We start from the raw sequence: 24,583 nt of genomic DNA on the forward strand, positions 1-24,583 counted from the left end.
AGTCACCGCGGGGCGCCGGCGGCTCCGTCCGTCAGGTCGGCCGGTCGTCGGCGATGCCCCGGCCGGAGCCCGTGCCGAACGGCCCGCCCGACGCCGGGCCGGGGTCCGGGTGCGGGCCCGGGGCCGGGCCGAACCCGGCCTCGAACTCCGAACGCGGGTGCTCCACCGCCCCCAGCGAGACCTCCTCCCGGGAGAACACCCCGCCCAGCAGCCAGTCCACCAGCACCCGCACCCGGCGGTCGCCGCTCGGCAGCCGGCGCAGGTGCCGGGCCCGGTGCAGCCACCAGGCGCGCCGGCCGGTCAGCCGCCCGCCCCGGCGGGTGTGCGCGACGGCTCGGCCCGGGCCGAGCGAGGTGGAGCAGGCCGCCGGCTCCGGCCGGTACTCCGCGATGCCCGCCGCCCTGGGGCCGCCGTCCAGGGCGACCACGACGTTGGCGGCGAGCAGTTCGGCCTGGGCGAAGGCGTGCTGGGCGTTGGGCGCGCAGGGCGCCCCGTCGGCGTGCGGGTCGGGCACGGCGGCGCCGTCCCCCGCGGCCCAGACCCCGGGCAGCGCGCGGCCGTCCGGGCCGAGCACCTGCAGGGTGGCCAGACAGCGGATCCGGCCCGCGGTGTCCAGCGGCAGGTCGGTGTCGCGCAGCAGCGGGGACGGGCGGACGCCGGCCGTCCAGACCAGGGTGCGGGCGGCGAAACGGCTGCCGTCGGAGAGGGCCACGACCCGCCCGACGGCCGACTCCAGCGTGGTGTCCAGCCGGACGTCGACGCTGCGCTCGCGGAGCTGGGCCAGGGTGTGCGCGGCCAGGTCGGGGGACTCCTCGGCGAGGATCCGCCCGGTGGCCTCGACCAGCACCCAGCGCAGGTCCTCGGGGCTGATGTTGTGGTAGCCGCGGACCGCGGAGCGGGCCATGTCCTCCAGCTCGGCCAGCGCGCCGACGCCGGCGTACCCCGCCCCGACGAAGACGAAGGTGAGCGCGGCCTGACGCAGGGCCGGGTCCCGGGTGGCGGAGGCCAGGTCGAGCTGTTCCAGGACGTGGTTGCGCAGGCTCACCGCCTCGCCGACGGTGGAGAAGCCGAGGCCGTGTTCGGCCAGGCCGGGAACGGCCGCCGTCCGGGACACCGAGCCCGGGGCCACCACCAGGACGTCGTAGTCGAGCTCGACGGGGGCAGGCGGTTCGCCGTGCCCGGCGGCGTCGGCCCAGACCCGGCGGCCCGCGTGCTCGATCCGGGTGACCCGCGCGGTGAGCACCCGGCAGTCCGGCAGCGCGCGGCGCAGCGGGACGACCACGTGGCGGGGGTCGATCGAGCCGGCCGCGACCTCGGCGAGCAGCGGGTGGTACGTCAAGTAGGACTGCGGTTCGACCACCGTGATCTCCGCGTCGCCGCGGCGCAGCCGCTCGCGCAGTCCGCGCTGGAGATGCAGCGCGGCGGACATCCCGGCGCAGCCGCCCCCGACGATCAGGATCCTGATAGCGCACCTCCTGCCGAAGTGACCTTCCACCGGCCGTCGGCCGGGGTACCCCCCACCACGCCTCAATGAAGGACCGCCGGAGGGCCTCTTGTCCACAGTCCGTGCCGAGGTGGACGGGACGGGAGTGGACTTCCGGGACGGGATGTGCTGCCGGGGTGAGTTTCTGACGCACTTTCGGCTTCGAACGACGGTGAACTATGGTCGGATTGTGCGGCGGAGCGCCATCGCCATGTCAATCGGCGGCGACGCACCGTGGAGCTGCCATTACGGCCAGTTCCAGCGTTGGCGGGAGAGCCCGACTGGGGCACCGTGATCCGGGGAAGGGTAGTCCCGGACGGGGGCCCTGGCGCGTGGGCTTCCTGCGTGTGCGGTCCTGCCTGTGCGGTCCGGCGTCCGAGGCCGGGCATCACCCGGGCAGGACCAGCGGCACAACCAGCGGCACAACCGGCACAGGCGATGGGTCATCGGATCATTTCCGGCAGACGTGGCTGCACCGGGGGGTGCAGGGGCGGGCGACGACAGGGTCCGGGAGCGGACGCCTGCGGGGGAGAGTTGGGATGATGGAGCAGGAGCGACTGTTGGGGCGGAACGCACCGCGGACCGTCCAGGGTGTGGTGCCGGAGCAACGCGGCCCCGCGGACCAGCCGGCGCAGGCCGGAGTGGCGTACGCAGGAGTCCCCTACCGGGCCGAGCCGCCGCAGGGCGGTGGCGGTCCGGCGCCCGGGGCGCGGCTGCGGGTGGACGCCCGGCGCAATCTGGAGAGCGTGCTGCGGGCGGCCCGTGAGGTGTTCGGCGAGTTCGGCTACGGCGCGCCGATGGAGGAGGTCGCGCGCCGGGCCGGGGTCGGGGTCGGCACCGTGTACCGGCGCTTCCCGAGCAAGGAGGTGCTGGTCCAGCGGATCGCCGCCGAGGAGGTGGCCTGGCTGACCACACAGGCGCGGGAGTCGCTGTACGGCGGCGACGGCGCCTGGGAGTCGCTGGCCGGGTACCTGGCGCGGGCGGTGTCCACCGGGGCCGGGCGGCTGCTGCCGCCGGAGGCGTTCCGGTACGCGGAGGAGCTGGGCCGGGTGCCCGGGCAGCGGGCCGGCGATCCGGCCGGTGCGGGCACGTTCCCCGGGGGCCGGTTCGAGCCACGGGTCGCCGGGGTGCGTGCCGGCGGGGCGCCGCAGGCCGGCGACGAGCCCGTGGCGGCCGACGCGGACCCGCGGCTGCTGTTGCAGCTGCTGGCCGCGCTGGTGGCGCGCGCGGGTGCGGCCGGCGAGCTGCGGCCAGGGGTGACGGTGGCGGACGTGGTGCTGGTGCTGACCGCCTCGGTGCCGGTGCACGCCGCACGCGGTGCGGTTGTCGAACCGGTGCACGCGTCGGCGGCCGCCGCGGCCGTGGGTCAGTTCCCCGGCGGGGACGGTGGGCCGACGGACGGTCAGCAGCCCGCGGGACCGGGCGACCGCCTGCTGCAGATCCTGCTGGACGGGCTGCGGGCGCGCTGATCCCGGACGGGCCGGGCGCTCTCCGTCCGCCCCGGGCGCATGAGTTGGGGTTCGCCCCGGCGTGCGCGACCCGGGCATGCGCCCTGTACGGGCCCGCCCGCGTCCGGCGGCGGGCCCGGGCCGAACACATCCGCGACGGCCCCACGGAAGAGTGGGCCCCGGCGGTCCGGCTACCGCCCAACTCTGCGCTATGCCATCCTTTGCCCGTGGTTGGAGCCAATGTCCCGATGCGCGCCGTTCGCGCGTACTCGGCGCCGTACAGCGGAGACCCGTGCGCCCACGCACTCCCGCACGCCCTGCCACACTGCGGGAGCTGTCGTGGAATCTGGGGTCCGTTGTGAGCGCCGAGGAACAGAACGACTACGGCTACGGCCTCGGCTTCGGCCGCTCCGGCACGGGCGGGCCCGAGCGCGGGCCGGACGCCGGCCCGGAGCGCGCGGCTGAGGAGCCGGGTGCCGGCCCGGCCGGCCGCACGCCGGGGTACCCGGCCGGTGCCGGGTCCGGGCAGGGCGGGCCGGTGGGACACGCCGGTCCGCACGGGCGTTCCGGACCGGACGGACACCCCGGTCCGCAGGCCCGCTCCGGACCGGACGGGCGCCCCGGCCACTCGGGCCAGGTCCCGGACCAGGCGGGCATGCCCAGCCGCGAATCGCTCTCCGCCTCCGCCGCCGCGCTCCCCTCCACCCGCGTCCCCGGCCAGGCCACGGCCGGCCGGGGCGGGGTGGCACCCGAGGCCTTCGTCGGCGACGGCATCCCCGCCCGGCCGACCGTGCCCGCCCCCGCCGACCCGGTGGACGGCGAGCGCCCGCCCTCCGACGCCGAGTTGACCGCCCGGGTGCGGGCCGGGGACGACTCCGCGTACGAGGAGATCTACCGCCGGCACGCCGACTCGGTGCGCCGCTACGCGCGCACCTGCTGCCGGGACAGCTTCACCGCCGAGGACCTGGCCGGCGAGGTGTTCGCCCGCACGCTGCAGGCGCTGCGGGCCGGCAAGGGCCCGGAGTTCGCCGTCCGCGCCTACCTGCTGACCGCGGTGCGCAACGTCGCCGCCGCCTGGACCCGCAGCGAGCGGCGCGAACAACTCGTCGACGACTTCAGCGTGTTCGCGCAGACCTCGGCCGCCACCGTCGACCTCGACCTGGCCGATCCGGGAGCCGACGCCTGGGCGATGGCACTCGCCGACCAGCGCATGGTGATGCAGGCCTACGCCGAACTGCCCGAGGACGACCGGGTGGTGCTCTGGCACACCGAGGTCGAACGGGAGTCCCCCAAGACCGTCGCGGTGATGCTCGGCAAGACCGCCAACGCCACTGCCGTCCAGGCCCACCGGGCACGCGACCGGCTGGCGGCCGGCTTCCTGCAGGCCCACGTGTCGGGCAGCCAGGACCGGGACTGCGAGGCGTACGCCAACCGGCTCGGTGCGTACGCGCGCGGCTCGCTGCGCAAGCGGGCTTCGGCGGAGGTCGGTCGGCACCTGAAGGAGTGCGACCGGTGCACGGCCGCCTGCCTTGAGCTGTCCGAGATCAACCACGGCCTGCGGGCGCTGCTGCCCGGTGGCGTGCTGATCTGGGTCGGGGTCGGCGGCTTCAGCGCCGCCGCGGCCGCCGTGGGCGGGGCGGCGGCGGTCGGAGGTGCGGCCGCGGGAACGGTGGCGGCCACCTCCGCGGCCACCTCGGGCGGCGCCGCCGCCGGGACGGCCGCCGGAGCCGCCGGTGGCGCGGCCGGGTCCGGGGGCGGTAGCGCCGGTGCACTGGCCGGTGAGGGCCTGGGCGCCGCGGCCAAGGCCGGGATCGCCGCCGCCGTCGCCGTGGCCGCGGCCGCCGTTGCCGCGTACGCGCTGACCGGCGGGCCCGAGCCGGCGCCCCCGCAGGCCGCTCCCCCGGTCTCCGCGCCCGCCCTGCCCGCGCCGCCGCCCGTCGCACCGGCCCCGCCGAGCCCGGCCCCGAGCAGCCCCGCGCCGACGCCGTCGGCCGCGCCGCCGCCACCCCGGCCGAGCCCCTCCGCCCCGCCGCCGAGCCCGGCGCCCAAGGCCGTACCGCCGCCCGCGCCGACCAGCCGTCCGCCGGCCCCCAGGCCCACGCCGACGCCCACCCCGACGCCGGTCGTCATGCCGAAGCCGCTGCCCCCCGTCCCGGTGGTGCCGACGCCGACCGTGCCGCCGGTGCCCGTGCCGGAGGTGCCCGAGGTGCCCGTGGTGCCCACCCCGACGCGCCCGCCGGTACCGGTGCCGACGCCCACCCCACCGGCCCCGACCGACTTCTGGGCCGACGACCTCCCGGTGGTGAAGCCGGGCAACAACCGGGTGCCGCCGCCCGGGCCGAGCATCCGGCAGAAGGGCAGCGACTGGTTCTGGCAGCGCGCCGGCGTCTCGATCGGCGGTACCCGGCACGCGCACGGCATCACCGTGCACGCGCCCGCGGCCACCGTGATCGACCTCAACCGCAGCTGCACGTCCTTCGACGGACTGGCCGGGGTGGACGACATCACCGCCTCGCCGGGCGGGGTGGTCTTCTCCGTCCAGGGCGGCGACGGCACCACCCTGTGGAGGTCACCGGTGCTGGCCACCGGGGACGACGCGGTGCCGGTGCACGTCCCGCTCAAGGGGCAGAAGGCGATCCGGCTGGTGGTCACGCCCGCGCACGGCGTCTGGTCGGCGCTGAACGCCGCCGACTGGGCCGCGGCCCGCTTCCGCTGCGACTGACGCGGCCCGGCGCCCGACGCGGTGGAGCGGGCCGCACGACGGCCGGCCCGCGGGCCGGCCGTCACGGCGCGTCAGGTGGGCCGGACGTGGTCCGGCCGGCGACTCAGACCGCGCAGGAGCCGTCCGCGCAGGCCTCGCCGGCCGGGGCGACCTGCACCGGCGCCGGGCGGCGCCCGCCGGTCTCCTCGGCGACCTGCTCCAGCACCTTGCGGAAGGTCTCGGCCTCCTGGCCGCCCTGGACGGCCCACTTGCCCTCGAAGACGAAGGTCGGCACGGCGGTGATGCCCAGCTCACGCGCCTCGGCCAGCTGGGCGCGGACCTCGGCCACCCCCTCGTCCCCGGCCAGGTAGGCCGCCACCCGGTCGCCGTCCAGGCCGGCCGCGACGGCCACCCCGGTCAGCGCGGCGCGGTCGCCGACGTCCACACCGTCGGTGAAGTGCGCCTTGAGCAGCGCCTCCTTCAGCCGGCCCTGGACGGCGGCGCCGTACTCGGCCTCGGCGAGGTGGAGCAGCCGGTGGCCGAGGAAGGTGTTGGCGTGCAGCGCCGCGTCGAAGTCGTACGTGATGCCCTCGGCGCGGCCCAGCTCGGCCACCCGGGCGTCCATCGCGACGGACTGCGGGCCGTAGCGCTCGGCCAGCCAGGCGCGGTGCGGGCTCGCCGTGGCCGGCGCGTCCGGCACCAGCTGGTACGGCCGGTAGACCACCTCGACGTCCTCCTTGCCCGCGAAGCCGTCGAGCGCCTCCTCGAAGCGGCGCTTGCCGATGTAGCACCAGGGGCAGGCGATGTCGGAGTAGATCTCGACCTTCATGACGCGGGTTCTCCAGGGGGTGGGGAGGATGTCTTCCGAGATGGATGAACGGTGAACCATCTCGGGACATTCCCGGCGCCGGCGGCCCCGCCCCGGGGTCAGGGGCCCGCGGGCGCGGGGACGACCAGCACCGGGCAGGCCGCGTGGTGGACGGCGGCCGAGCTCACCGAGCCCAGCAGCAGCCGGGCGAACCCGCCGTTGCCCCGGGTGCCCAGCACCAGGGTGTGCTGCCGGGTCGAGGCCGCCAGCAGCACCTCGATCACGTTCCCGAGCACCACGTGCAGCGACAGCTCCCCCCGGTACGTCCGGGGCCGGGCCTGCTGCACCGCCTCCACCGCCCGGCGCAGGCCGTCGGCCATGCTCTCGACCAGCGTCTCGACGCTCTCCTGCACCAGCTCGGCCATCCCCGGCGGGTAGCCGGCCGGCGCCGGGTTCACCACCGCGAGCACGTACAGCGGCAGGCCGAACCGCTCCGCCTCGGTCATCGCCCGGTCCAGCGCCCAGAGCGAGCCGTCCGAACCGTCGCAGGCCGCCAACACCCCGGGCGCACGGCCCGTCGGCGGCCGGCCGAGCACCGACAGGACGACGGGGACGGACGGATCCGGACTGGCGCTGGTCACCACGGCCTCCACGGGAAGCGGACGGGTAGGGGGACGGACGGGCACGGGCAGGACGGGCACGGGCACGGGCTGGCACAGGCAGGGGCAGGGGCAGGGACAGGCAGGCACAGGAACAGGCAGGGGCAGGCAGGAACGGACGGCGCATCCGGGACTCGGGCGTCCGGGACGGGGCGGACGAAGGCTCGGGCCATAATCGCCCGCCCGGCCCGTCCGGGCGGGCCAGCCGCGCCGCACGGCGCGTCCGCCACCGCCCCACGCGCCACCCGCGGCGCCCTCCGGCCGGGGCGCGCCGTGCTCAGGCGAAGCGGGCCGGGGCCAGCGCGGGGCGTTCGGCGACGGGCAGGCCGGTCCAGCAGGCGCCGTGCCGGCGGGCCCGGACGCGGCGGAGCCAGAGCTCGGCGGAGACGAGTTCGGCGAGGCCCGCGAGGTCACCGGGCGGCAGGTCGGCGCCCGGATCGGCGGAGCGGGCCAGCCCGGCCCGGACGGCGGCGAGGTCGATCAGGCCCGCCTCGGCCAGCAGCGGGGCGTCGAACAGTTCGGCGAGCCCGTCGGCGGCGCGCCGCAGGCCGGCCCGGGCGGGGGCCGTGCGATCGGGGCGCGGGCCGCGGCCCCAGTCGGGCGGCAGGTCGGTGCGGCCGGCGCCGGTCAGGACGGCGTGCAGCAGGGCGGGCCGGGCCCCGGGCTGGAGCCGGACGTCGTCCGGGAGCAGGCGGGCGGCACGGACCACCTGGTTGTCCAGGAACGGCGCGTGCAGCCGCTGCCCCGGCTGTTCGGCGGCGTGCACCAGGGTGCGGAACCCGCGCGCGTGCCGGTGGAGGGCGTAGCGGGCCCGGCGCGCGCCCGGTGGTTCCGCGGGCGCCGGCTCGCGCGCCGCCAGCCGCAACCGCAGGGCGACCGCGGAGAGCGCCTCGTCGGAGAGCCAGCGCGCCGCCGGACCGGGCACGCACCAGGCCAGGTCGTCCGCCGACCGCGCCCCGGCCGTACCGCCGCCGTCCGGCCCGTGCCGCAGCGTCAGTCGCACGGCGGCGTCGTCGAGCGCGTCGGCGTAGCGGATCCGGGAGAACCGGTGGGCGGCCCGGATCACCGTGAGCGGGGTGCGCAGCGCGCCGGCCAGCACGCCGGCGGTGGCCCGGTCGGCACCGGCCAGGGCCGCGACCGGGGAGAGCAGTTCGCGCGGGCGGCCGGCCCGGACCAGGTCGGCCAGCCGGGCGGGGTGCCCGTCCAGCACCTGGCGGGCGCCGTAACCGGTGAGGTGGTCGGTGCCGCCGGCGTCGAAGCGGGCCTCGGCGCGGGCGGCGGCGACGAGTTCGGGGCCCGGCTCGTCGGTGAGCCGGCCGGCCTGCGGATCGGCCCGCAGGTCCGCGTACGGGAGGGTGTCGGGGCCGGGGGCGAGCACGGTGTGCCGCAGCCGGGGGAGGTCGGGGGCGAGCACGGTGGCGGCCGGCGTCCCGGTCTCGTCGAGGGTGACGGCGGCCAGTTGTTCGGGGGCGGGGCGGGCGCGGCCCGCCGGCCGGGCCCAGGAGCCCTTCACCGCACCGGTCCTGGCCGCCGCTCCCGCGGCCTCCGGGGTCGCCCGGGCGGTGCCGCCCGGGCCCGGCGCCGGGCCGAGCGGCACCGCGGCGGCGAGCAGGGCGACGGTGGCGGAGGCCGTCCCGTACGAGAGGTCGACGCCCAGCCGGGGCCGCTCGCCGCCGCCCCCGGTGCCGGGCCCGGGGGTGCGGACCCGGGAGCGGACCGACTCCAGCAGGGCTCGGGTGAGTTCGCGGACGGCCGGCGCCTCGCCGCGCTGCTGCGCCGCGGTGGCGGGTTCGTCGTACGCCGAGAGGTACGGGCGGCCGCCGCGGATGGCCAGCGCGTGGCCGGGCGGCACCTGCTGCACCCCGAGGTACGGGGTGCCGGTGCCGAGCGCCTCGGGGGATTCCGGGCAGGCGAGCCGGGCGGCCAGGTGGCCGGTGTCGAGGGGGGCGCCGACCAGGTCGGCGAGCGGGAGGGCGGCGGTGGCGTACGCGGTGCCGCCGGCCCAGGGGGTGTGGAAGACGGGCCGGGCGCCGGCCAGGTCGGTGAGCAGCACGGTGGACCGGGTGCCGGTGCGCAGGACGACGGTGTAGCTGCCGGGCCAGGCGGTCAGGTGGCGGACGGCGCCGCCGCGGGCGGCGGCCAGGCCGGCGGCCAGCTCGGCGTCGGAGGCGCCGCAGTGGCCGAGCACGGCGAGCCGGGTGGTGGCGGGGGTGTCCTCGACGGGGTCGGGCTCCGCGGGGCCGGTGGTGACCGTGGCGGGGGTGCCGGGGCGCAGGACGGCGAGCCGGATCTCCTCGGGGCGCCAGTCGCCGACCGCCCAGAGCGGGTTGGGCCCCTGCCAGAGGGGGCGCGCGGCGATCGGCACCACCACGCCGGGCGCTTCGTGCGCCGGGGCGCCCGCCCGGGGTGTGCCCGTGCTCCAGCCCGTCAGCCACCGCATCGCGCCTCCACCGGACGAGGACCTGCCGCCGTACGGCGCGTCCGTCACCGGGGCAGCCCCGGCCGGCCCGTGGCGCGCCGCGGCGGCCGCCCACCTCGATTCCGGCGCGCCGTCAGGAGACATCGTGCCACCGGTCGGCGCTCCCGTGACCGGAGTTGGTGTTTCCGGTCCGTTCGGGGGCGGCTCCCGGCGGCTCCGCGGCCGGGCGGGCCGGGCCTTCCCCTCCCCGGCCCGGACCGCCCGGACGTCCGCCTTGTCATGGCCATCGCTACATGGCCGAAAGGCGTCGTTCGGCCCGGGAGGGCATCCGCATGCCCTCCCGGACTCCGCCACCGTCCGCGGGGATTGAGACGGCGGCATCCCCCGGCCCGCCGGGTCCTCGACGGCAGGCCGACCCACGACCACCAGCGAATCGCCGACCGGCCGGTCGGGCCAGGGGGCACGGCCGGGCGCACATCGACACAGGACCGGAGCACAACGCTCCGGCGCGCGGCCGGACCGCCCCCGCGCGGCCGGTTCCGGGCGGTCCGGCCAACTCCGCCGGACCGCCCGCCGGGTGACCGGCCCGCCCGCACCGGGTGCGCGATCCCGCCATCCGGAATGCGGCCTCTTAACCCTCGGAACGCGTCCGACTACTCTAGGTACAGCAGCTACGGCCCGGTGCCGCCCGGGCCCCGCGCACAAGGCCGCAGGAGGTGCCGCCGCCACCATGACCGTCAGCCCACGCGGACCGAACGAACGGCTCGGCACGCTCCTGACCCTCGCCCAGATCAGCAACGCCGGCCTGGCCCGCAGGGTCAACGACCTCGGCGCCCAGCGCGGGCTGACGCTGCGCTACGACAAGACCTCGGTGGCCCGCTGGGTCAGCAAGGGCATGGTCCCGCAGGGCCCCGTCCCGCACCTGATCGCCACCGCGATCGGCGGCAAGCTCGGACGGCCGGTGCCGCTGGAGGAGATCGGCCTCGGCGACACCGACCCGGCGCCCGAACTCGGCCTGGCCTTCCCGCGCGAGGTGTCCGAGGCGGTCCGCTCGGCCACCGACCTGTGGCGGGTCGACCTCGACCTGCGCCGCGGCCCCGGCGGCGGCCGCTGGAGCGACAGCCTGGCCGGCACCTTCTCGGTCGCCGCCTACGCGACTCCGGTCTCCCGCTGGCTGATCACCCCGGCGGACGGCTCGGTGGCCCGCGAGGTGGCCCGGACGCCTGCCGAGCCGGGCTCGTACCGGGTGGGCCACTCGGACGCCGCCAAGCTCCGCGAGGCGGCCCAGGAGGCCCGCCGGTGGGACTCCAAGTACGGTGGCGGGGACTGGCGTTCCTCGATGGTGCCGGAGTGCCTGCGGGTCGAGGCGGCGCCGCTGCTGCTCGCCTCGTACAGCGACGCGGTCGGCCGGGCGCTGTTCGGGGCGACGGCCGAACTCACCAGGCTGGCCGGGTGGATGGCCTTCGACACCGGCCAGCACGAGGCCGCCCAGCGCTACTACATCCAGGCCCTGCGGCTCGCCCGGGCCGCCGCCGACGTGCCGCTCGGCGGCTACGTGCTGGCCTCGATGAGCCTGCAGGCCGGCTACCGGGGCTTCGCGGAGGAGGCGGTCGACCTCGCCCAGGCCGCGCTGGAGCGCAACCGCGGGCTGGCCACCGCCCGCACCATGAGCTTCTTCCACCTGGTCGAGGCGCGGGCCCAGGCCAAGGCGCGCAACGCGGCGGCGTGCGCAACGGCGCTCGGCGCCGCCGAGAACGCGCTCGAACGGGCGCGCGCCGGGGATCCCGACCCGGCCTGGATCGACTTCTACGCCTACGACCGGCTGGCCGCCGACGCCGCCGAGTGCTTCCGCGACCTCGGAGTGCCCTCCAAGGTCCGGCAGTTCACCCGGGAGGCGCTGGCCCGGCCGACCGAGGGCTTCGTCCGCTCGCACGGGCTGCGCCTGGTGGTCTCCGCCATGGCCGAGGCCGAGGCGGGCAACCTGGACGCGGCGGTCGCGGCCGGCGAGCGGGCGGTCGAGGTGGCCGGGCGGATCTCCTCCCAGCGCAGCCGCGAGTACGTGGTGGAGATGCTCCGCCGCCTGGAGCCCTTCCAGGGCGAGCGCCGGGTCCGGGAACTGACCGAGCGGGCCCGCTCGATCCTGGTCGCCCCGGCGTAGCTCCGCCCCCGGGCACCCCGCGGACGGCCGGGCCCGGCGGGCCCGGCCGTCGGCGTGTGCGCACCCGCGCGGATGCGGGCCCGGAGACGCCCACGTCATCGCGGTGCTGACACAATCATGTCCATGCCATAGCATGGTGCGTTGCCCCTCAAGTGCGCCCCAGTGCGCCCCAGCGCGACAAATCCCCCGAACCCGTTCCGCGGCGCCCCAAACATCCCGGCCCCGCGATTCCCGGCTCAAGTTCTTATGCCCCCGCAAGGTCTTCTTATTTGAGACCGGGTTTGTGCGGCTGGTTAAGTGTTGCCCGGCGCCGCGGTCCGAGTGACCGCCCGAGGCTGCCACAGACCAGTTGTATTCCACAGGGGGGGAATTATGACAACTGTCCAGGAATTCGCGCGCCCGGATTCGGGCCTCGCCGCACCGGCCGTATTCGAGCCGATCCGGCTGGAGGCCGGCCGCGCGGACATCGTGAAGCTGGAAAAGCTCATCCGGGAGGGCGCCCGCGCCTTCAACGAGGACTTCGACGACGACGCCCACCTCGACGAGGTCATCCCGAAGCCCTGGGGCTACGAGTACCGCGCCTTCGTCGACGACTACTTCGACCTCTGGTCGCTCCACATCGACGGCCGGCACAGCACCTCCGTGCACGTACACCCCCGGAAGCTGACCTACCTGCTCTGCCTCGGCGGCACCGGCGTCACCACCGGCCTGAACCGCGAGGACGTCCCGGTCAGCGAGGGAACGATCCTGCGCATCGCCCCGGGCGCGTTCCACGGCACCCGCAGCACCGGCGACGAGCCGCTCGAACTCATCGAGGTCGAGGTGCCGCGCAACAAGTTCGACCTGGTCCGCCTGCAGGACGACTACAACCGCGCCGGCACCGCGTACGAGACCAGCTCGCTGGAGGAGCCCCAGCACCCGATGCGGAAGGTCCCCGCTTACCCGAACACCCGGATGCGCGCGCAGACCCCGGACCGGCGTTTCCGCTTCGAGCTCCGCACCGGTATGGACATCTTCTACCGCCCCCGCGCCGAGGACATCTTCTACATTCCGCTGCACATCGCGGGCGTCGTCACCAGTGACGTCGAAATCCTCACCGGGCACCCCGAGGACAACCGCCGGCCGAAGACCGACCAGCAGTACCTCTCCATCAGCAAGAATTTCTGACCTGGCAGCAGGAATCCACCCGGCCGTCCACATCGAAACAGGAGAAAAAGAAATGTCCCGCAACGCTGTCATCATCACCGGCCCCGGCTTCCAGGACCACGACGTCGTCTTCACGTACTACCGCCTCATGGAGGAGGGCTGGAACGTCGACGTGGCGACGAAGAACGCCGCCGCGGTCACCGGCAAGTACGGCATTCCGCTGCCCATGGACAAGACCGCCCGCCCGCTCATCTCCTTCGAGGACCTCTCCGTCGACCAGTACGACGTCGTGATCCTCACCGGCGGCCACGAGGCGCCGGACCGGGTCCGCCAGGACCGCAACGTCCTGGACTTCGTCGCCGGCATGGACAAGGCCGGCAAGGTCGTCGCCGGCCTCTGCCACGGCCCCTGGATCATGGTCAGCGCGGGCGTCCTGCGCGGCCGCAAGGCCTGTGCCTACATCGGTCTGCGCGACGACGTCATCAACGCCGGCGCCGACGTGGTGGACAGCGACGTCATCGTCGACGGCAACATCATCACCTGCTCCTACTACGGCTACATGGGCACCTTCATGCGGGCCGTCTTCGAGACCGCCGAGAAGCTCGCCGCCGAGAAGCAGGCCGTCTGATGGGCCGCCCCGCCGAACTGCTGGCGCTCGACTTCGACGGGGTGATCTGCGACGCCCTGGAGGAGTGCGCCCTGGTCACCTGGCTCGGCGTCAACCACCACGACCGCACCGTCACCGGTCCGGAGCAGCTGCGCCGCCTCCCGGCGGACTTCGTCGAGCGGTTCCGCAAGGTGCGCGACTACTCCCGGCTGCTGGACCACTTCGTGGTGGCCCACCTGCCGGAGGCCGCCAACATCGCCTCGCAGGCCGACTACGACCGGCTCTTCGAGGCGCTCTCCCCCGACTACGTGCGCCGGTTCACCGAAGCGGCCACGGCCGCCCGGGACTGGCTGCGCACGCAGGAGGGCGAGTTCTGGCTGGACCTGCACACCCTGTACCCGGGCATCCCCGAGCTCCTCCGCCGCTACAGCGGATCCGTCGTCATCGTCACCGCGAAGGACGCCGACTCCGTGCACGCCATCCTGGGCCGGCACGGCCTGGACGACACGGTGGCCGAGGTGTTCGGCGAGTGCGGCCGCAAGGCCGAGGTGGTCCAGGAGGTCTCCGCACGCTGGGGCGTCCCGCTGACGGACGTCACCTTCGTCGACGACAACCTGACCAACGCGCTGCGGGTCGCCGAGACCGGAGCCCGGTCGCGCTGGGCCCAGTGGGGCTACCAGACGCCCGAGCACCGGGCCGAGGCCGAACGCCTCGCCCTGGTACCGCTGCAGATCGCGGACCTGGCGCAGCTCGCCCCTGTGGCGGTCTGACCCGCCACCCCAGGACGCGTGGTGGGGCGGTCCGGGACCGGCGCCCCCGACGGCCCCGGACCGCCCCACCACGCAGGTTCCCCGTCGGCCGGCCGCGCCCCGCGGCCGGCCGGCCGACCCGCTCGGCACCGACACGTCACCACCGACACGTCATCACCGAACCCGGAGATCCCCGGCCCCGGAGATCCACCGGTCCCAGAGATCCGGAGGGCGACCCCATGACCACGGCAGAGCAGCTGCCGGCCCAGGCCGACGGCGCGGAGAACCCCCGCCGGCCCCGGGCAGCGCGGCCGTCCACCCCGTTGCCCCGCCAGCTGGCGCTGCTGGTGCTCCTGGCCGCGACCGTCCCGGCCCAGCTCTACCTCGCCATCCCGGTCGCCGAGTCCGTCCGGCAGGACTTCGGCACCGGCACCGCGGCCGCCGCCTGGACCGGCAGCGCCTTCTCCTTCGCCTACGCGGTGGGCTTCCTGCTGTTCGGCCCGCTCTCCGACCGGTTCGGACGCCGGCCCGTGCTGGTGCTCGGCGCGCTCGCGACGGCCGCCACCACCGCCGCCGTCTCGCTGGCACCGGACTTCGGCTGGCTGCTCGCCCTCCGGGTGCTCCAGGGGCTGGCCGCGTCCACCTTCGCACCGGTGGCCCTCGCCTACGTCGCGGAGAACGCCCCGGCGGCCCGCCGGCCCGTGATGCTGTCCTTCGTGACGACCGGGCTGCTCGGCTCCGGCCTCGTCGGGCAGGTCTTCGGCCAGGCCGTCGTGGACCACGCCTCCTGGCGCGCCGCGTTCTGGCCGGCCGCGATCGTCTACGCCCTGGGTGCGCTCGGCCTGTGGCGCCTGCTCGCACCACCGCGGCCCAACCCGGCCGCCACCCTGCCCGGCGTGCTCCGCGCGGCCGGGCGACTGCTGCGCGACCCGGCCGCCCTCGCGGTGTTCGCCGCGGCGCTCACCGTGTTCGGCAGCTTCGTCGCCCTGTACGCGGTGCTCAACCAGCACCTGACGGACGACCGCGGCTTCGGCACCTCCGGGATCCTCGCCGTCCAGGCCCTCGGCGCGATCGGCCTGGCCGCCTCCCCCCTGGTCAACCGGCTGGCCGGTGGCCAGGGGCCGAGCCGCCTGGGCGTGGCCGGCTTCCTGACCGCCGCCACCGGGCTCGCCCTCGCGCAGGCCGAACCGCTGCCGCTGCTCGTCCTCGGCACGGTGGTGTACGTCGCGGGGATCAGCCTGGTCGTCCCCGCCCTGGTCGGGCTGCTGCACCGGATCGCGCCGCAGTCCGGCGGGGCCGCGGTCTCCTTCAACACCTTCGTCCTGTTCGTCGGCGCGTCGGTGGGCGAGATCGCCGCCGCGCACACCGGCTACCGGACGATGCTGACCGTGCTCTGCGCCGCCCTGCTGCTGGCGGCCGCCTCGGTGTACTCCACCGGGCGCCGGACCAACGCCGGCTGACCCGCTCCGGGCGCCTCCCCCCTCGCCCCGCGCCGTGCGGCCGCTCGTTCGGCAGCCCCCGCCCGCCGACTCCCCGCACCACCGACTCCCCGTACCGCCCCCGTTCGCCGACTCCCCTTGCCACAGAAGAGGTTGACTACCATGCTCACCCGTCATCGGCTCGCCCTCTCGCTCACCGCCGCACTGGCCGTCAGCGCCGCCCTCGCGCCCCAGGCGCTGGCCAACTCCCCGCAGCCGGCCCGGACCTCGGTGACCCACCTCGGCCTCGCCGCCGGCCAGCAGCCGGAGAACTTCGTGCTGCGCCCCGACGGCACGCCGGTGCTCACCTTCGCGCTGACCGGCCAGGTCGCCGAGCTCACCCGTCGCGGCGAGGTGCGGGTGATCGCCCAGCTGCCGACGCCGGCCAACGGCGACACCCCCGTGCTGCACAGCAAGGCGTTCGCGGCCGGCATCGACCGGACCCGCGACGGCTCGCTGTACGTCGCGCTCAGCACCGGCACCGCCGACGCCACCGGCATCTGGCGGATCGCGCCCGGCCGCAAGCCGCAGCGCATCGTCGCGCTGCCGGCCACCGCGCTGCTCAACGGCCTCGCCGTGGACGAGCGGGGCGGCTGGCTCTACGTGGCCGACTCCGTGGGCTCCACCGTCTGGCGCGCCCCGCTCAAGGGCGGCGAGGCGACGGCGTGGTACCGCTCGGACGCCCTCGCACCGTCGGCCGGCTTCCTGGGGGCGAACGGCCTGCGCCTGCACGACGGCGACGTCTGGGTCTCCAACCTGGACACCGGCTCCCTGCTGCGGATCCCGGTGGGCCGGCGCGGTGCCGCGGGCCGGGCCGAGACGGTCGCCACCGGGCTGGGCGCGGTCGACGACTTCGCGTTCACCGGCCGCGGCGACGAGCTGCTGGTCACCGACATCAAGGGCAACCGCCTCCTGAAGGTCCGCCCGGGCCGCTCGGGCAACGCCGTCTCGACGGTGCTCAGCGCCGCGAACGGGCTCTCCAACCCCACCGCCGTCGCCGTCCAGGACGACCGGGTGACGGTCACCAGCGCCGCCTACTTCACGCAGTCCGACCCGAACGTCATCAGTCTCAAACTCGCCCGCTGACCACATGGCAGGAGCCGTACACGATGTCACCCACGGCAGTCTGGGCAGGGCCGGTGCACGGCTTCGAGGACCGGCGGCTCCCGCGCATCGCGGGGCCGTCGGGCCTGGTCATCTTCGGCATCACCGGGGACCTGTCCCGCCGGAAGCTGCTTCCGGCCGTCTACGACCTCGCCAACCGAGGCCTGCTCCCGCCGGGCTTCGCCCTGATCGGGTTCGCCCACCGCCAGTCGCCCGGCGACGACTTCGCCCAGCAGGTGCGCGACGCCGTCCGCGCCAACGCCCGCACTCCCTTCCGCGAGCACGTCTGGCAGCAACTGGCCGGGTGCATACGGTTCGTGGAGGGGGACTTCGAGGACGAGAACTCCTACCGGCGGCTGGCCGAGGAGGTCGCGGCGGCGAGCACCCGGGGCACCGGGGGCAACTTCGCCTTCTACCTCTCCGTACCGCCCAGGTACTTCCCCAAGGTGGTCCTCCAGCTCGGCCAGCACGGCCTGGCCACGCCGGCGCCCGGCTCCTGGCGGCGGGCGGTGGTCGAGAAGCCCTTCGGCCGCGACCTCTCCTCCGCCCGCGAGCTGAACCGGATCCTGCAGGAGGTCTTCCCGCCCGGGGAGGTCTTCCGGATCGACCACTACCTCGGCAAGGAGACCGTCCAGAACATCCTGGCGCTGCGCTTCGCCAACACGCTGTTCGAGCCGCTCTGGAACCGCACCTACGTCGACCATGTGCAGATCACCATGGCCGAGGACATCGGCATCGGCAACCGGGCCGGCTACTACGACGGCATCGGCGCCGCCCGCGACGTCGTCCAGAACCACCTGCTCCAACTGCTGGCGCTCACCGCCATGGAGGAGCCCGCCTCCTTCGACGCCGAGGCGCTCGCCGCCGAGAAGGCCAAGGTGCTGGCCTCCGTCCGGCTGCCCGAGGACTTCGGCCGGGACACCGTCCGCGGCCAGTACACGGCCGGCCGGCAGGGCGACGCACCGGCCGTCGGCTACCTGGACGAGGACGGCATCGCCCCCGGCTCCAGGACCGACACCTATGCCGCGCTCAAGCTGGGCATCGACAACCGCCGCTGGGCGGGCGTGCCGTTCTACCTGCGCGCCGGCAAGCGGCTGGCCCGCCGGGTCACCGAGATCGCGGTGGTCTTCCAGCGTGCCCCGTACCTGCCCTTCGACGCCGGGGCGACCACCGAGCTCGGGCAGAACGCCCTGGTCGTCCGCGTCCAGCCGGACGAGGGCGCGACCCTGCGGTTCGGCTCCAAGGTGCCCGGCAGCTCCTTCGAGGTCCGGGACGTCACGATGGACTTCGCGTACGGCGCGTCCTTCACCGAGTCCAGCCCGGAGGCGTACGAGCGGCTGATCCTCGACGTCCTGCTCGGCGACGCCAACCTGTTCCCGCGCCACGAGGAGGTCGAGCTCTCCTGGCAGATCCTCGACCCGGTCGAGGCGTACTGGGAGAACCACGGCCGGCCCGCCCGGTACCCGGCCGGCAGCTGGGGCCCGGCCGAGGCGGACGAGCTGCTCGCCCGGGACGGCCGGAGCTGGCGGCGGCCGTGAGACCGGGCCCGGCCGGCACCACCGACGCGGCCCGCGCCGCCCGCCCCGCCCCCGATCCCCGGACCATCCACGACCCTGGAGCCCGTATGAACCCGCCGACCCCGCTGAAGCCGTCGACCCCGCCCGCCCCGACGGCCTCGACGACCCCGCCGAGCGGCAAGAAGGTCCTGTTCGTCCTGACCAGCCACGGCGAGCTCGGCGACTCCGGCGAGCCGACCGGCTTCCACCTCGGCGAGACGGTCGAGCCCTGGCAGATCCTGCGCGAGGCCGGTCACACCGTCGACTTCGTCTCGGTCCGCGGCGGCATGCCGCCGATGATCGGCCACGACCCGGCGGACGCCACGCACCGCGACTTCCTGGCCGCCGCGGACGGCGGCGCGCTGATCGCCGGCGCCGGCCGCCCCGAGGACGTGGACGCGAAGGCCTACGACGCCGTCTACTTCGTCGGCGGGCACGGCACCATGTGGGACTTCCGGGACCACCCGGCCATCGGGTCGATCGCCCGGACGGTGTACGAGAACGGCGGCGTGGTCTCCGCGATCTGCCACGGACCCGCCGCCCTGGTGGACGTCCGGCTCGCCGACGGCAGCCACCTGGTGGCCGGCCACCGGCTGACGGCGTTCTCCGACGAGTCCGAGGCCTCCCGCGGGCTGGACACCGTGGTGCCGTTCGCCCTGCAGACCGCGCTGGAGGAGCGGGGCGCCGTCTACAGCTGTGCGCCCGACCGGCAGCCGCACGTCGTGGTGAGCGGGCGTCTGGTCACCGGCCAGAACCCGCAGTCCGGTGCCGGCCTCGGCCGGTCCGTCGCCGCCCTGCTCGCGGACTGACGGCCCCCCGTCGCCGTCGCCCGCCCGGATCAGACCGCCGCGTACCCGCTCAGCACGCGGTTGGTCAGCAGCGGTACCGCCCGCTCCACCACCAGCGTGCGGTAGTGCTCCGACTTCTGGTGCGAGGCGACGGCGGCCTCGTCCGCGTACTCCTCGACCAGCAGGAACTCAGCGGGGTTCGCGACCGAACGCAGTGGCCGGTAGCCGAGACATCCCGGCTCCGCGAGGCTCGCCTCGGCGAGCACCGGAAGCAGCTCCGCTATTTCTTCCTCGGCACCCGCCCGGACGGTCCAGTTGGCCACAATGAGAACAGACATCGAGCACTCCTCGCGAAGTTGGTCGGACATTGTCTGAACTCATTGAAACGCCCCGCGGAAGGATCGTGCAAATAGCTTCTGCTATTCGTGCGATAAGGCCAGCTATTTCATTCCGGCCACGGCGGCGGGGCGCCGCAGCCAGTGCTCGGGCAGCGGCCGGCCGGACGCCAGCAGCATGCCGGCCGCCGCGAGGTCCGCGGCGGACGCCGGGTTCTGGCCGGTGACCAGCTGCCCGTCCACCACCACGTGGCTGCGGAACGGATCCCCGGCCTCGTACCGGGCGCCGGCCGCGGTGAGCGCCTCGTCGAGGAAGTACGGCACGTGCTGGTCCAGGCCGACGGCCCGCTCCTCCTCCCGGGTGAAGGCGGTGACCCGGCGGCCGGACAGGAAGGGCTGCCCGTCGGGCAGTTCGACACCGAGCAGCGCGGCCACCCCGTGGCAGATCGCCGCGACCGGCCCCGGACCGGCGGCGTAGGCGGAAAGGAAGCCCTTCAGGGCAGCGTCTTCGGGCAGATCGAAGATCGAACCGTGCCCGCCGGCGATGAACACGATGCCGTAGTCCTGCGGCCGCAGCCGGTCGGGCGTGGTGGTGCGCTCCAGGCGCTCGCGCACCACGGCGTCCTCCAGGAACATGCGCTGCGGCGGGTCCGAGCGGTCCACCCCGCCCACCGGCGGGCGGCCCGCACGGGTGCTCACGAATTCGAAATCCCAGTCGGCGGCCAGCAGCGCGCGCCAGGGGTAGGCCGCCTCGGGCAGCCAGAATCCGGCAGGCCGCCCGTTCGGCAGCCGCTCGACGCTGCTCAGGACGATGAGCCCCTTGGGCAGTGGGGTGGGCACCGTTGCCTCACTTTCTCTGCACATACTGACCACGTGACGGGAGAATTCGGTTGCCCACCCTATCCCAGTCCTTCGACCTTCAACAGTGTCCGGACGCCCCCCGTGCCGGGCTCATACGGTTGCCTATGCAGGCCATGAAATTAACTATTTGAAGCACTCCGCGCGGGATTCTAGATTCATTGCCGTACCGAGCCACGGCGCACCGAACTGCCCGGTCGCCCAGCTCTTCGCCGGCGCACCACTCGCACATGGCCGGCTCTCGATATCTGTCTTTCCCGGAGGAGTCATCATGGCCAAGAAGGTCCTGTTCGCCCTGACGAGCCACAACGAGCTGGGTGGCACCGGCCGCAAGACCGGCTTCTACGTCCCCGAGGTCGCGCACCCGGCCGCCGTGTTCCGCGAGGCCGGCTACGAGATCGAGTACGTGTCGGTCAAGGGCGGCGCCGCCCCGCAGGACGGCATCAACCCGGACGACACCGTGGTCGCCGCCTTCCTCGGCGACACCGCCACCGCCCGGGCGCTCGCCACCACCCCGGTCGCCGCCGACCTCAAGGCCGCCGACTACGACGTCCTCTACTACGCGGGCGGCCACGGCACCATGTGGGACTTCCCGGACGCGACCGAACTCGCCACCCTGGCCGCCGAGATCTACGAGGCCGGCGGCGTCGTCGCGGCCGTCTGCCACGGCCCGGCCGGCCTGGTGAACCTGAAGCTGAGCGACGGCTCCTACCTCGTCGACGGCAAGCAGGTCTCGTCCTTCACCGACGAGGAGGAGGCGGCCGTCGGCCTCACCGGCGTCGTCCCGTTCCTGCTGGAGAGCACCCTCGCCGACCGCGGCGCCAAGATCACCAAGACCGCCAACTTCGCCGAGCACGCCGTCTCCGACCAGCGCCTGGTGACCGGGCAGAACCCGGCCTCCGCCGCCAAGGTCGCGGAGCTCGCCGTCGCGGCGCTCGCGGCCCGCTGATCCGGGCGTTCCCTCCCCCGCGCCGTTCCGGGGGAGGGAATTGACCTTCGGTGCCCCGATCCCCTGGCACAATGAGCAGGATCAAGAAACCTGGGGGGGATCATCTTGGCGGTTCAGCTCAACTGGCTGCGCACATTTGTCACCGTTTATCGGCTTGGTTCATTCACCAAAGCGGCGCAGAAACTCGGCCTGTCCCAGCCGGCGGTCACCCACCAGGTACGCAATCTGGAAAAGGAACTGGGCCGGGCGCTCTTCGAGCGGTTTCCGCACGGTGCGCAGCCCACGGCCGCGGCCGAGGGCCTGATCCGCGAGGTCCAGGGACCGATCGACGCACTGGGCGGCGTCGTGGACCGCAACTTCGCCGACGCGCCGGCCAGCCGGCCCATCTACGTCGGCGGACCGGTCGAGCTGATGACCACCCGCGTGATCCCGGCGATCAGCGACCTGATCGCGGACGGCGCGCAGTTCCGCTTCTCCTTCGGCCTCGCCGACGACCTGCTCGCCAAGCTCGACCAGGGCGAGCTGGACCTCGTGCTCTCCACCGTCCGGCCGCGCAGCCGCGGCATCGCGGCGACCCCGCTGGTCGACGAGGAGTTCGTCCTGCTGGCCTCGGCCGAGCTGGCCGAGCGGATCCCGCGGGCGCAGCTGGAGGCCGAGGGCCCGTCCGTCCTCGCCAAGCTCGCCCTGATCAGCTACGCCGAGTCGCTCCCGATCATCCGCCGCTACTGGCGCACGGTCTTCGACTCACCCCCGACGATGGCGCCGGCCGTGGTCGTCCCCGACCTGCGCGGCGCGCTCGCGGCCGTCAAGTCCTCGGCCGGCATCTCCGTGCTCCCCACCTACCTCTGCGTGGAGGAGCTGGCCTCCGGCGAGGTCGTCCCGCTGATCGAGCCCGAGATCCCGCCGCTGAACACCTTCTACCTGGCCGTCCGGCAGGGCGATCTCACCCAGGCCGACCTGGCCCTGCTCCACGGGCACCTGCTGCTGAAGGCCCAGCTCTGGAGCTGACCCGGCCCGTCCGCCGGGCCGGCGCCCACTCGACCGGCACCGCCCGCCGTGGCAGCATCGGCGGGCGGGCGGGGGCCGGACGAACCGAGGGGACCGAACGGTGGCTTACGACGTCGACGTACTGGTGGTGGGCGGCGGGATCGTCGGGCTCTCCACGGCCTACGCGCTGACCCGGCAGCGGCCCGGACTGCGGCTCGCGGTGCTGGAGAAGGAGGCCGGTCTCGCCGCGCACCAGACCGGCCGCAACAGCGGGGTCGTCCACAGCGGCGTCTACTACCGGCCGGGCTCGCTCAAGGCCCGGTACGCCGTCGCGGGCGCCGCCGAACTGGTGGAGTTCTGCCGCGCCCACGGCCTCCCGTACGAGGTGACCGGCAAGCTCATCGTGGCCACCGACCGGGCCGAACTGCCCCGGCTGCGGGCGCTCGCCGAGCGCGGCCGGGAGAACGGCATCCCGGTCACCGAGCTGGACCGGTCCGGCATCGCGGAGCACGAACCGCAGGTCGGCGGCATCGCCGGGCTGCACGTCGGCACCACCGGCATCTGCGACTACCCGGCCGTGGCGGCCCGCTACGCGCAGCTGGCCCGCGAGGCCGGCGCGGAGCTGCGGACCGGCACCGAGCTGCGCGCGGTGGCCCGGCGCCCCGACGGGGTGACGGCGCAGACCTCGGGCGGCGAACTGCGCTGCCAGGTCCTGGTGAACTGCGCCGGCCTGCACAGCGACCGGATCGCCCGGCTGGCCGGCGACGACCCGGGCCTGCGGATCGTGCCGTTCCGCGGCGAGTACTACGAACTCGCCGCGGAACGCCGAGGCTTGGTGCGCGGCCTGGTCTACCCCGTGCCCGACCCGGCGTTCCCCTTCCTCGGCGTGCACCTCACCCGGGGCATCCACGGCGACGTGCACGTCGGCCCGAACGCGGTGCCCGCGCTGGCCCGCGAGGGCTACGACTGGCGCACCGCCAGCCCGCGCGACCTGGCGGGGACGATCGCCTTCCCCGGCACCTGGCGGATCGCCCGCCGGCACTGGCGGTACGAGGCGGGCGAGCTGCGCCGCTCGTTGTCCAAGCGGGCGTTCACCAGCGCCGTCCGGCGCCTGCTGCCCGCCGTCACCGCCGAGGACCTGGTGCCGGCCGCGGCCGGGGTCCGCGCCCAGGCCGTCACCCGCGACGGCACCCTGGTGGACGACTTCGCCTTCGCCGGCTTCGACCCGGACGACGCCCGCTCCACCCGGCGGCTGGTGCACGTGCTCAACGCGCCCTCGCCGGCCGCCACCGCCTCGCTGCCGATCGGCCGCGAGGTGGCCCGCCGGGCGCTGGCCGCCCTGGCGGCGGGCGGCTGACCGGGCCGACGGCCGGGCGGACGGCCGGCTGCCGCGGGGCGGCCCGGCGCGGGGACGCCCGGGGTGCGGGTGCGAGGTACGGGCGCGGGTGCGGGGTGTGTCACAGGCCCTCGGCCGGTTCCGCCGGGCCCCGTAGAATCGGGTGATTGTGACTGCCACCGCCCCGATCCCCCAGCAATCGCCCTCCGCCCGGCTCTCCGCCGCGCCGGCCGGCTACCCCGCGCCGATGTACCCGCACCGGGCCACCGAGGCCCAGCACAGCGAGCGGCGCATCCGCAGCTTCCAGCCGCGCCGGGGCCGGATGACCAACGCCCAGGCGGGCGCGCTGGACCGGGGCTGGGAGCGGTACGGCATACCGATCGACGGCAGCCCGCTCGACCTGCAGGAGCTCTTCGGCGGCCTCCCCGTCACCCTGGAGATCGGCTTCGGCATGGGCGAGACCACCGCCGCGATGGCCGCCGCCGATCCGGCCGCGGGCATCCTCGCCGCCGACGTCCACACCCCCGGCCACGGCAACCTGCTCGGGATGCTGGAGCGCGCCGGCTCGCCGAACGTCCGGCTCGCCGCCGGCGACGCGGTGATCCTGCTGCGCGACATGCTCCCCGACGCCTCGCTGGCCGGCCTGCGGGTCTACTTCGCCGACCCGTGGCCCAAGCCCAAGCACCACAAGCGCCGGCTGGTCCAGCCGTCCTTCCTGGACCTCGTGCTGCCCCGGCTCGCCGCCGGCGCCCTGGTGCACTGCGCCACCGACTGGGAGCCGTACGCCGAGCAGATGCTGGAGGTGCTCTCGGCCTCCGCGGAGCTGGAGAACCTCCACCCCGAGGGCGACGGCACCGGCTGGCTGGAGCCCGCCGACCACCCGGACGGCAGCATCCCCGGTTACGCGCCGCGGCCGGACTGGCGGCCGGTCACCAAGTTCGAACGGGCCGGCCTCGCCAAGGGCCACGTGGTGCACGACCTGCTGTTCCGCCGCCGCTGAACCACCGCCGGGTG

20 protein-coding genes are annotated in these 24,583 nt (G+C 75.3%); 14 read left to right on the top strand and 6 right to left on the bottom strand.

Going from position 1 to position 24,583, the window contains the following annotated elements; all coding sequences use genetic code 11:
- Positions 1 to 31: 31 nt before the first annotated feature.
- Positions 32 to 1,429 (bottom strand): NAD(P)/FAD-dependent oxidoreductase, encoded by a 1,398-nt coding sequence (locus OH807_RS19595; RefSeq protein ID WP_406200494.1) that lies wholly within the window; start codon positions 1,427 to 1,429, stop codon positions 32 to 34.
- A 593-nt stretch (positions 1,430 to 2,022) separates the two neighbouring features.
- On the opposite strand from OH807_RS19595, the gene OH807_RS19600 reads away from it, so the two are divergent.
- Entirely contained in the window at positions 2,023 to 2,952 is a 930-nt protein-coding gene (locus OH807_RS19600; protein WP_406200496.1) for a helix-turn-helix domain-containing protein, read from the top strand.
- A gap of 337 nt (positions 2,953 to 3,289) precedes the next feature.
- A complete protein-coding gene (locus OH807_RS19605) occupies positions 3,290 to 5,653 on the top strand; it encodes a sigma-70 family RNA polymerase sigma factor (protein ID WP_406200498.1) in 2,364 nt (787 codons plus the stop codon).
- 103 nt (positions 5,654 to 5,756) lie between these two features.
- Here OH807_RS19605 and OH807_RS19610 read toward each other — a convergent pair whose 3' ends face one another.
- The 3 genes from OH807_RS19610 to OH807_RS19620 all read right to left on the bottom strand — a co-directional run bounded on the left by OH807_RS19610 (position 5,757) and on the right by OH807_RS19620 (position 9,539).
- A complete protein-coding gene (locus OH807_RS19610; protein ID WP_406200500.1) occupies positions 5,757 to 6,461 on the bottom strand; it encodes a DsbA family oxidoreductase in 705 nt (234 codons plus the stop codon).
- 98 nt (positions 6,462 to 6,559) lie between these two features.
- Positions 6,560 to 7,081, bottom strand: a complete 522-nt coding sequence (locus OH807_RS19615; protein ID WP_406200501.1) for a universal stress protein — start codon at positions 7,079 to 7,081, stop codon at positions 6,560 to 6,562.
- A gap of 295 nt (positions 7,082 to 7,376) precedes the next feature.
- A complete protein-coding gene (locus tag OH807_RS19620) occupies positions 7,377 to 9,539 on the bottom strand; it encodes an asparagine synthase-related protein (RefSeq protein WP_406200503.1) in 2,163 nt (720 codons plus the stop codon).
- 709 nt (positions 9,540 to 10,248) lie between these two features.
- On the opposite strand from OH807_RS19620, the gene OH807_RS19625 reads away from it, so the two are divergent.
- The 8 genes from OH807_RS19625 to OH807_RS19660 all read left to right on the top strand — a co-directional run bounded on the left by OH807_RS19625 (position 10,249) and on the right by OH807_RS19660 (position 19,125).
- The gene (locus OH807_RS19625; protein WP_406200505.1) at positions 10,249 to 11,676 is read left to right on the top strand and encodes an MFS transporter; all 1,428 of its coding nucleotides are present in this window, start codon (positions 10,249 to 10,251) and stop codon (positions 11,674 to 11,676) included.
- 372 nt (positions 11,677 to 12,048) lie between these two features.
- Positions 12,049 to 12,843 (top strand): cupin domain-containing protein, encoded by a 795-nt coding sequence (locus OH807_RS19630; protein ID WP_406200507.1) that lies wholly within the window; start codon positions 12,049 to 12,051, stop codon positions 12,841 to 12,843.
- 52 nt (positions 12,844 to 12,895) lie between these two features.
- Entirely contained in the window at positions 12,896 to 13,450 is a 555-nt protein-coding gene (locus OH807_RS19635; RefSeq protein WP_406200509.1) for a DJ-1/PfpI family protein, read from the top strand.
- Positions 13,450 to 14,199 (top strand): HAD family hydrolase, encoded by a 750-nt coding sequence (locus OH807_RS19640; RefSeq protein ID WP_406200511.1) that lies wholly within the window; start codon positions 13,450 to 13,452, stop codon positions 14,197 to 14,199. The genes OH807_RS19635 and OH807_RS19640 overlap by 1 nt, the downstream gene beginning before the upstream one ends.
- A 218-nt stretch (positions 14,200 to 14,417) precedes the next feature.
- Positions 14,418 to 15,638: an MFS transporter gene (locus OH807_RS19645; protein ID WP_406200513.1), complete on the top strand. Its 1,221-nt coding sequence runs from the start codon at positions 14,418 to 14,420 to the stop codon at positions 15,636 to 15,638.
- Between the two features lie 141 nt (positions 15,639 to 15,779).
- Entirely contained in the window at positions 15,780 to 16,742 is a 963-nt protein-coding gene (locus OH807_RS19650) for a hypothetical protein (protein WP_406200516.1), read from the top strand.
- Positions 16,743 to 16,765: 23 nt separating this feature from the next.
- Positions 16,766 to 18,298, top strand: coding sequence for a glucose-6-phosphate dehydrogenase (zwf, locus tag OH807_RS19655; RefSeq protein ID WP_406200518.1), 1,533 nt, complete (start codon positions 16,766 to 16,768; stop codon positions 18,296 to 18,298).
- Between the two features lie 86 nt (positions 18,299 to 18,384).
- Positions 18,385 to 19,125: a type 1 glutamine amidotransferase domain-containing protein gene (locus OH807_RS19660; RefSeq protein WP_406200520.1), complete on the top strand. Its 741-nt coding sequence runs from the start codon at positions 18,385 to 18,387 to the stop codon at positions 19,123 to 19,125.
- Positions 19,126 to 19,154: 29 nt separating this feature from the next.
- On the opposite strand, the gene OH807_RS19665 is transcribed toward OH807_RS19660, so the two are convergent.
- A complete protein-coding gene (locus tag OH807_RS19665) occupies positions 19,155 to 19,442 on the bottom strand; it encodes a putative quinol monooxygenase (protein WP_406200523.1) in 288 nt (95 codons plus the stop codon).
- 102 nt (positions 19,443 to 19,544) lie between these two features.
- The gene (locus OH807_RS19670; RefSeq protein WP_406200525.1) at positions 19,545 to 20,279 is read right to left on the bottom strand and encodes a type 1 glutamine amidotransferase domain-containing protein; all 735 of its coding nucleotides are present in this window, start codon (positions 20,277 to 20,279) and stop codon (positions 19,545 to 19,547) included.
- Positions 20,280 to 20,568: 289 nt separating this feature from the next.
- Here OH807_RS19670 and OH807_RS19675 point away from each other — a divergent pair, with 289 nt between their 5' ends.
- The 4 genes from OH807_RS19675 to trmB all read left to right on the top strand — a co-directional run bounded on the left by OH807_RS19675 (position 20,569) and on the right by trmB (position 24,569).
- A complete protein-coding gene (locus OH807_RS19675; protein ID WP_406200527.1) occupies positions 20,569 to 21,246 on the top strand; it encodes a type 1 glutamine amidotransferase domain-containing protein in 678 nt (225 codons plus the stop codon).
- Between the two features lie 105 nt (positions 21,247 to 21,351).
- On the top strand, positions 21,352 to 22,254 hold the full coding sequence (locus tag OH807_RS19680; protein ID WP_406200530.1) for a LysR family transcriptional regulator: 903 nt from the start codon (positions 21,352 to 21,354) through the stop codon (positions 22,252 to 22,254).
- Between the two features lie 100 nt (positions 22,255 to 22,354).
- A complete protein-coding gene (lhgO, locus tag OH807_RS19685) occupies positions 22,355 to 23,590 on the top strand; it encodes an L-2-hydroxyglutarate oxidase (protein WP_406200532.1) in 1,236 nt (411 codons plus the stop codon).
- 148 nt (positions 23,591 to 23,738) lie between these two features.
- A complete protein-coding gene (gene trmB, locus OH807_RS19690) occupies positions 23,739 to 24,569 on the top strand; it encodes a tRNA (guanosine(46)-N7)-methyltransferase TrmB (protein ID WP_406200534.1) in 831 nt (276 codons plus the stop codon).
- The last annotated feature ends 14 nt before the right edge of the window (positions 24,570 to 24,583 follow it).

Source organism: Kitasatospora sp. NBC_01560 (assembly GCF_045208415.1).
Classification (GTDB): Bacteria; Actinomycetota; Actinomycetes; order Streptomycetales; family Streptomycetaceae; genus Kitasatospora.

Bases quoted from the DNA above. Each gene is read 5' to 3' on its own strand.
- OH807_RS19595 (WP_406200494.1), bottom strand. From the start codon at position 1,429: ATGTCCGCCGCGCTGCATCTCCAGCGCGGACTGCGCGAGCGGCTGCGC.
- OH807_RS19600 (WP_406200496.1), top strand. From the start codon at position 2,023: ATGATGGAGCAGGAGCGACTGTTGGGGCGGAACGCACCGCGGACCGTC.
- OH807_RS19610 (WP_406200500.1), bottom strand. From the start codon at position 6,461: ATGAAGGTCGAGATCTACTCCGACATCGCCTGCCCCTGGTGCTACATC.
- OH807_RS19620 (WP_406200503.1), bottom strand. From the start codon at position 9,539: ATGCGGTGGCTGACGGGCTGGAGCACGGGCACACCCCGGGCGGGCGCC.
- OH807_RS19625 (WP_406200505.1), top strand. From the start codon at position 10,249: ATGACCGTCAGCCCACGCGGACCGAACGAACGGCTCGGCACGCTCCTG.
- OH807_RS19630 (WP_406200507.1), top strand. From the start codon at position 12,049: ATGACAACTGTCCAGGAATTCGCGCGCCCGGATTCGGGCCTCGCCGCA.
- OH807_RS19635 (WP_406200509.1), top strand. From the start codon at position 12,896: ATGTCCCGCAACGCTGTCATCATCACCGGCCCCGGCTTCCAGGACCAC.
- OH807_RS19640 (WP_406200511.1), top strand. From the start codon at position 13,450: ATGGGCCGCCCCGCCGAACTGCTGGCGCTCGACTTCGACGGGGTGATC.
- OH807_RS19645 (WP_406200513.1), top strand. From the start codon at position 14,418: ATGACCACGGCAGAGCAGCTGCCGGCCCAGGCCGACGGCGCGGAGAAC.
- OH807_RS19650 (WP_406200516.1), top strand. From the start codon at position 15,780: ATGCTCACCCGTCATCGGCTCGCCCTCTCGCTCACCGCCGCACTGGCC.
- zwf (WP_406200518.1), top strand. From the start codon at position 16,766: ATGTCACCCACGGCAGTCTGGGCAGGGCCGGTGCACGGCTTCGAGGAC.
- OH807_RS19660 (WP_406200520.1), top strand. From the start codon at position 18,385: ATGAACCCGCCGACCCCGCTGAAGCCGTCGACCCCGCCCGCCCCGACG.
- OH807_RS19665 (WP_406200523.1), bottom strand. From the start codon at position 19,442: ATGTCTGTTCTCATTGTGGCCAACTGGACCGTCCGGGCGGGTGCCGAG.
- OH807_RS19675 (WP_406200527.1), top strand. From the start codon at position 20,569: ATGGCCAAGAAGGTCCTGTTCGCCCTGACGAGCCACAACGAGCTGGGT.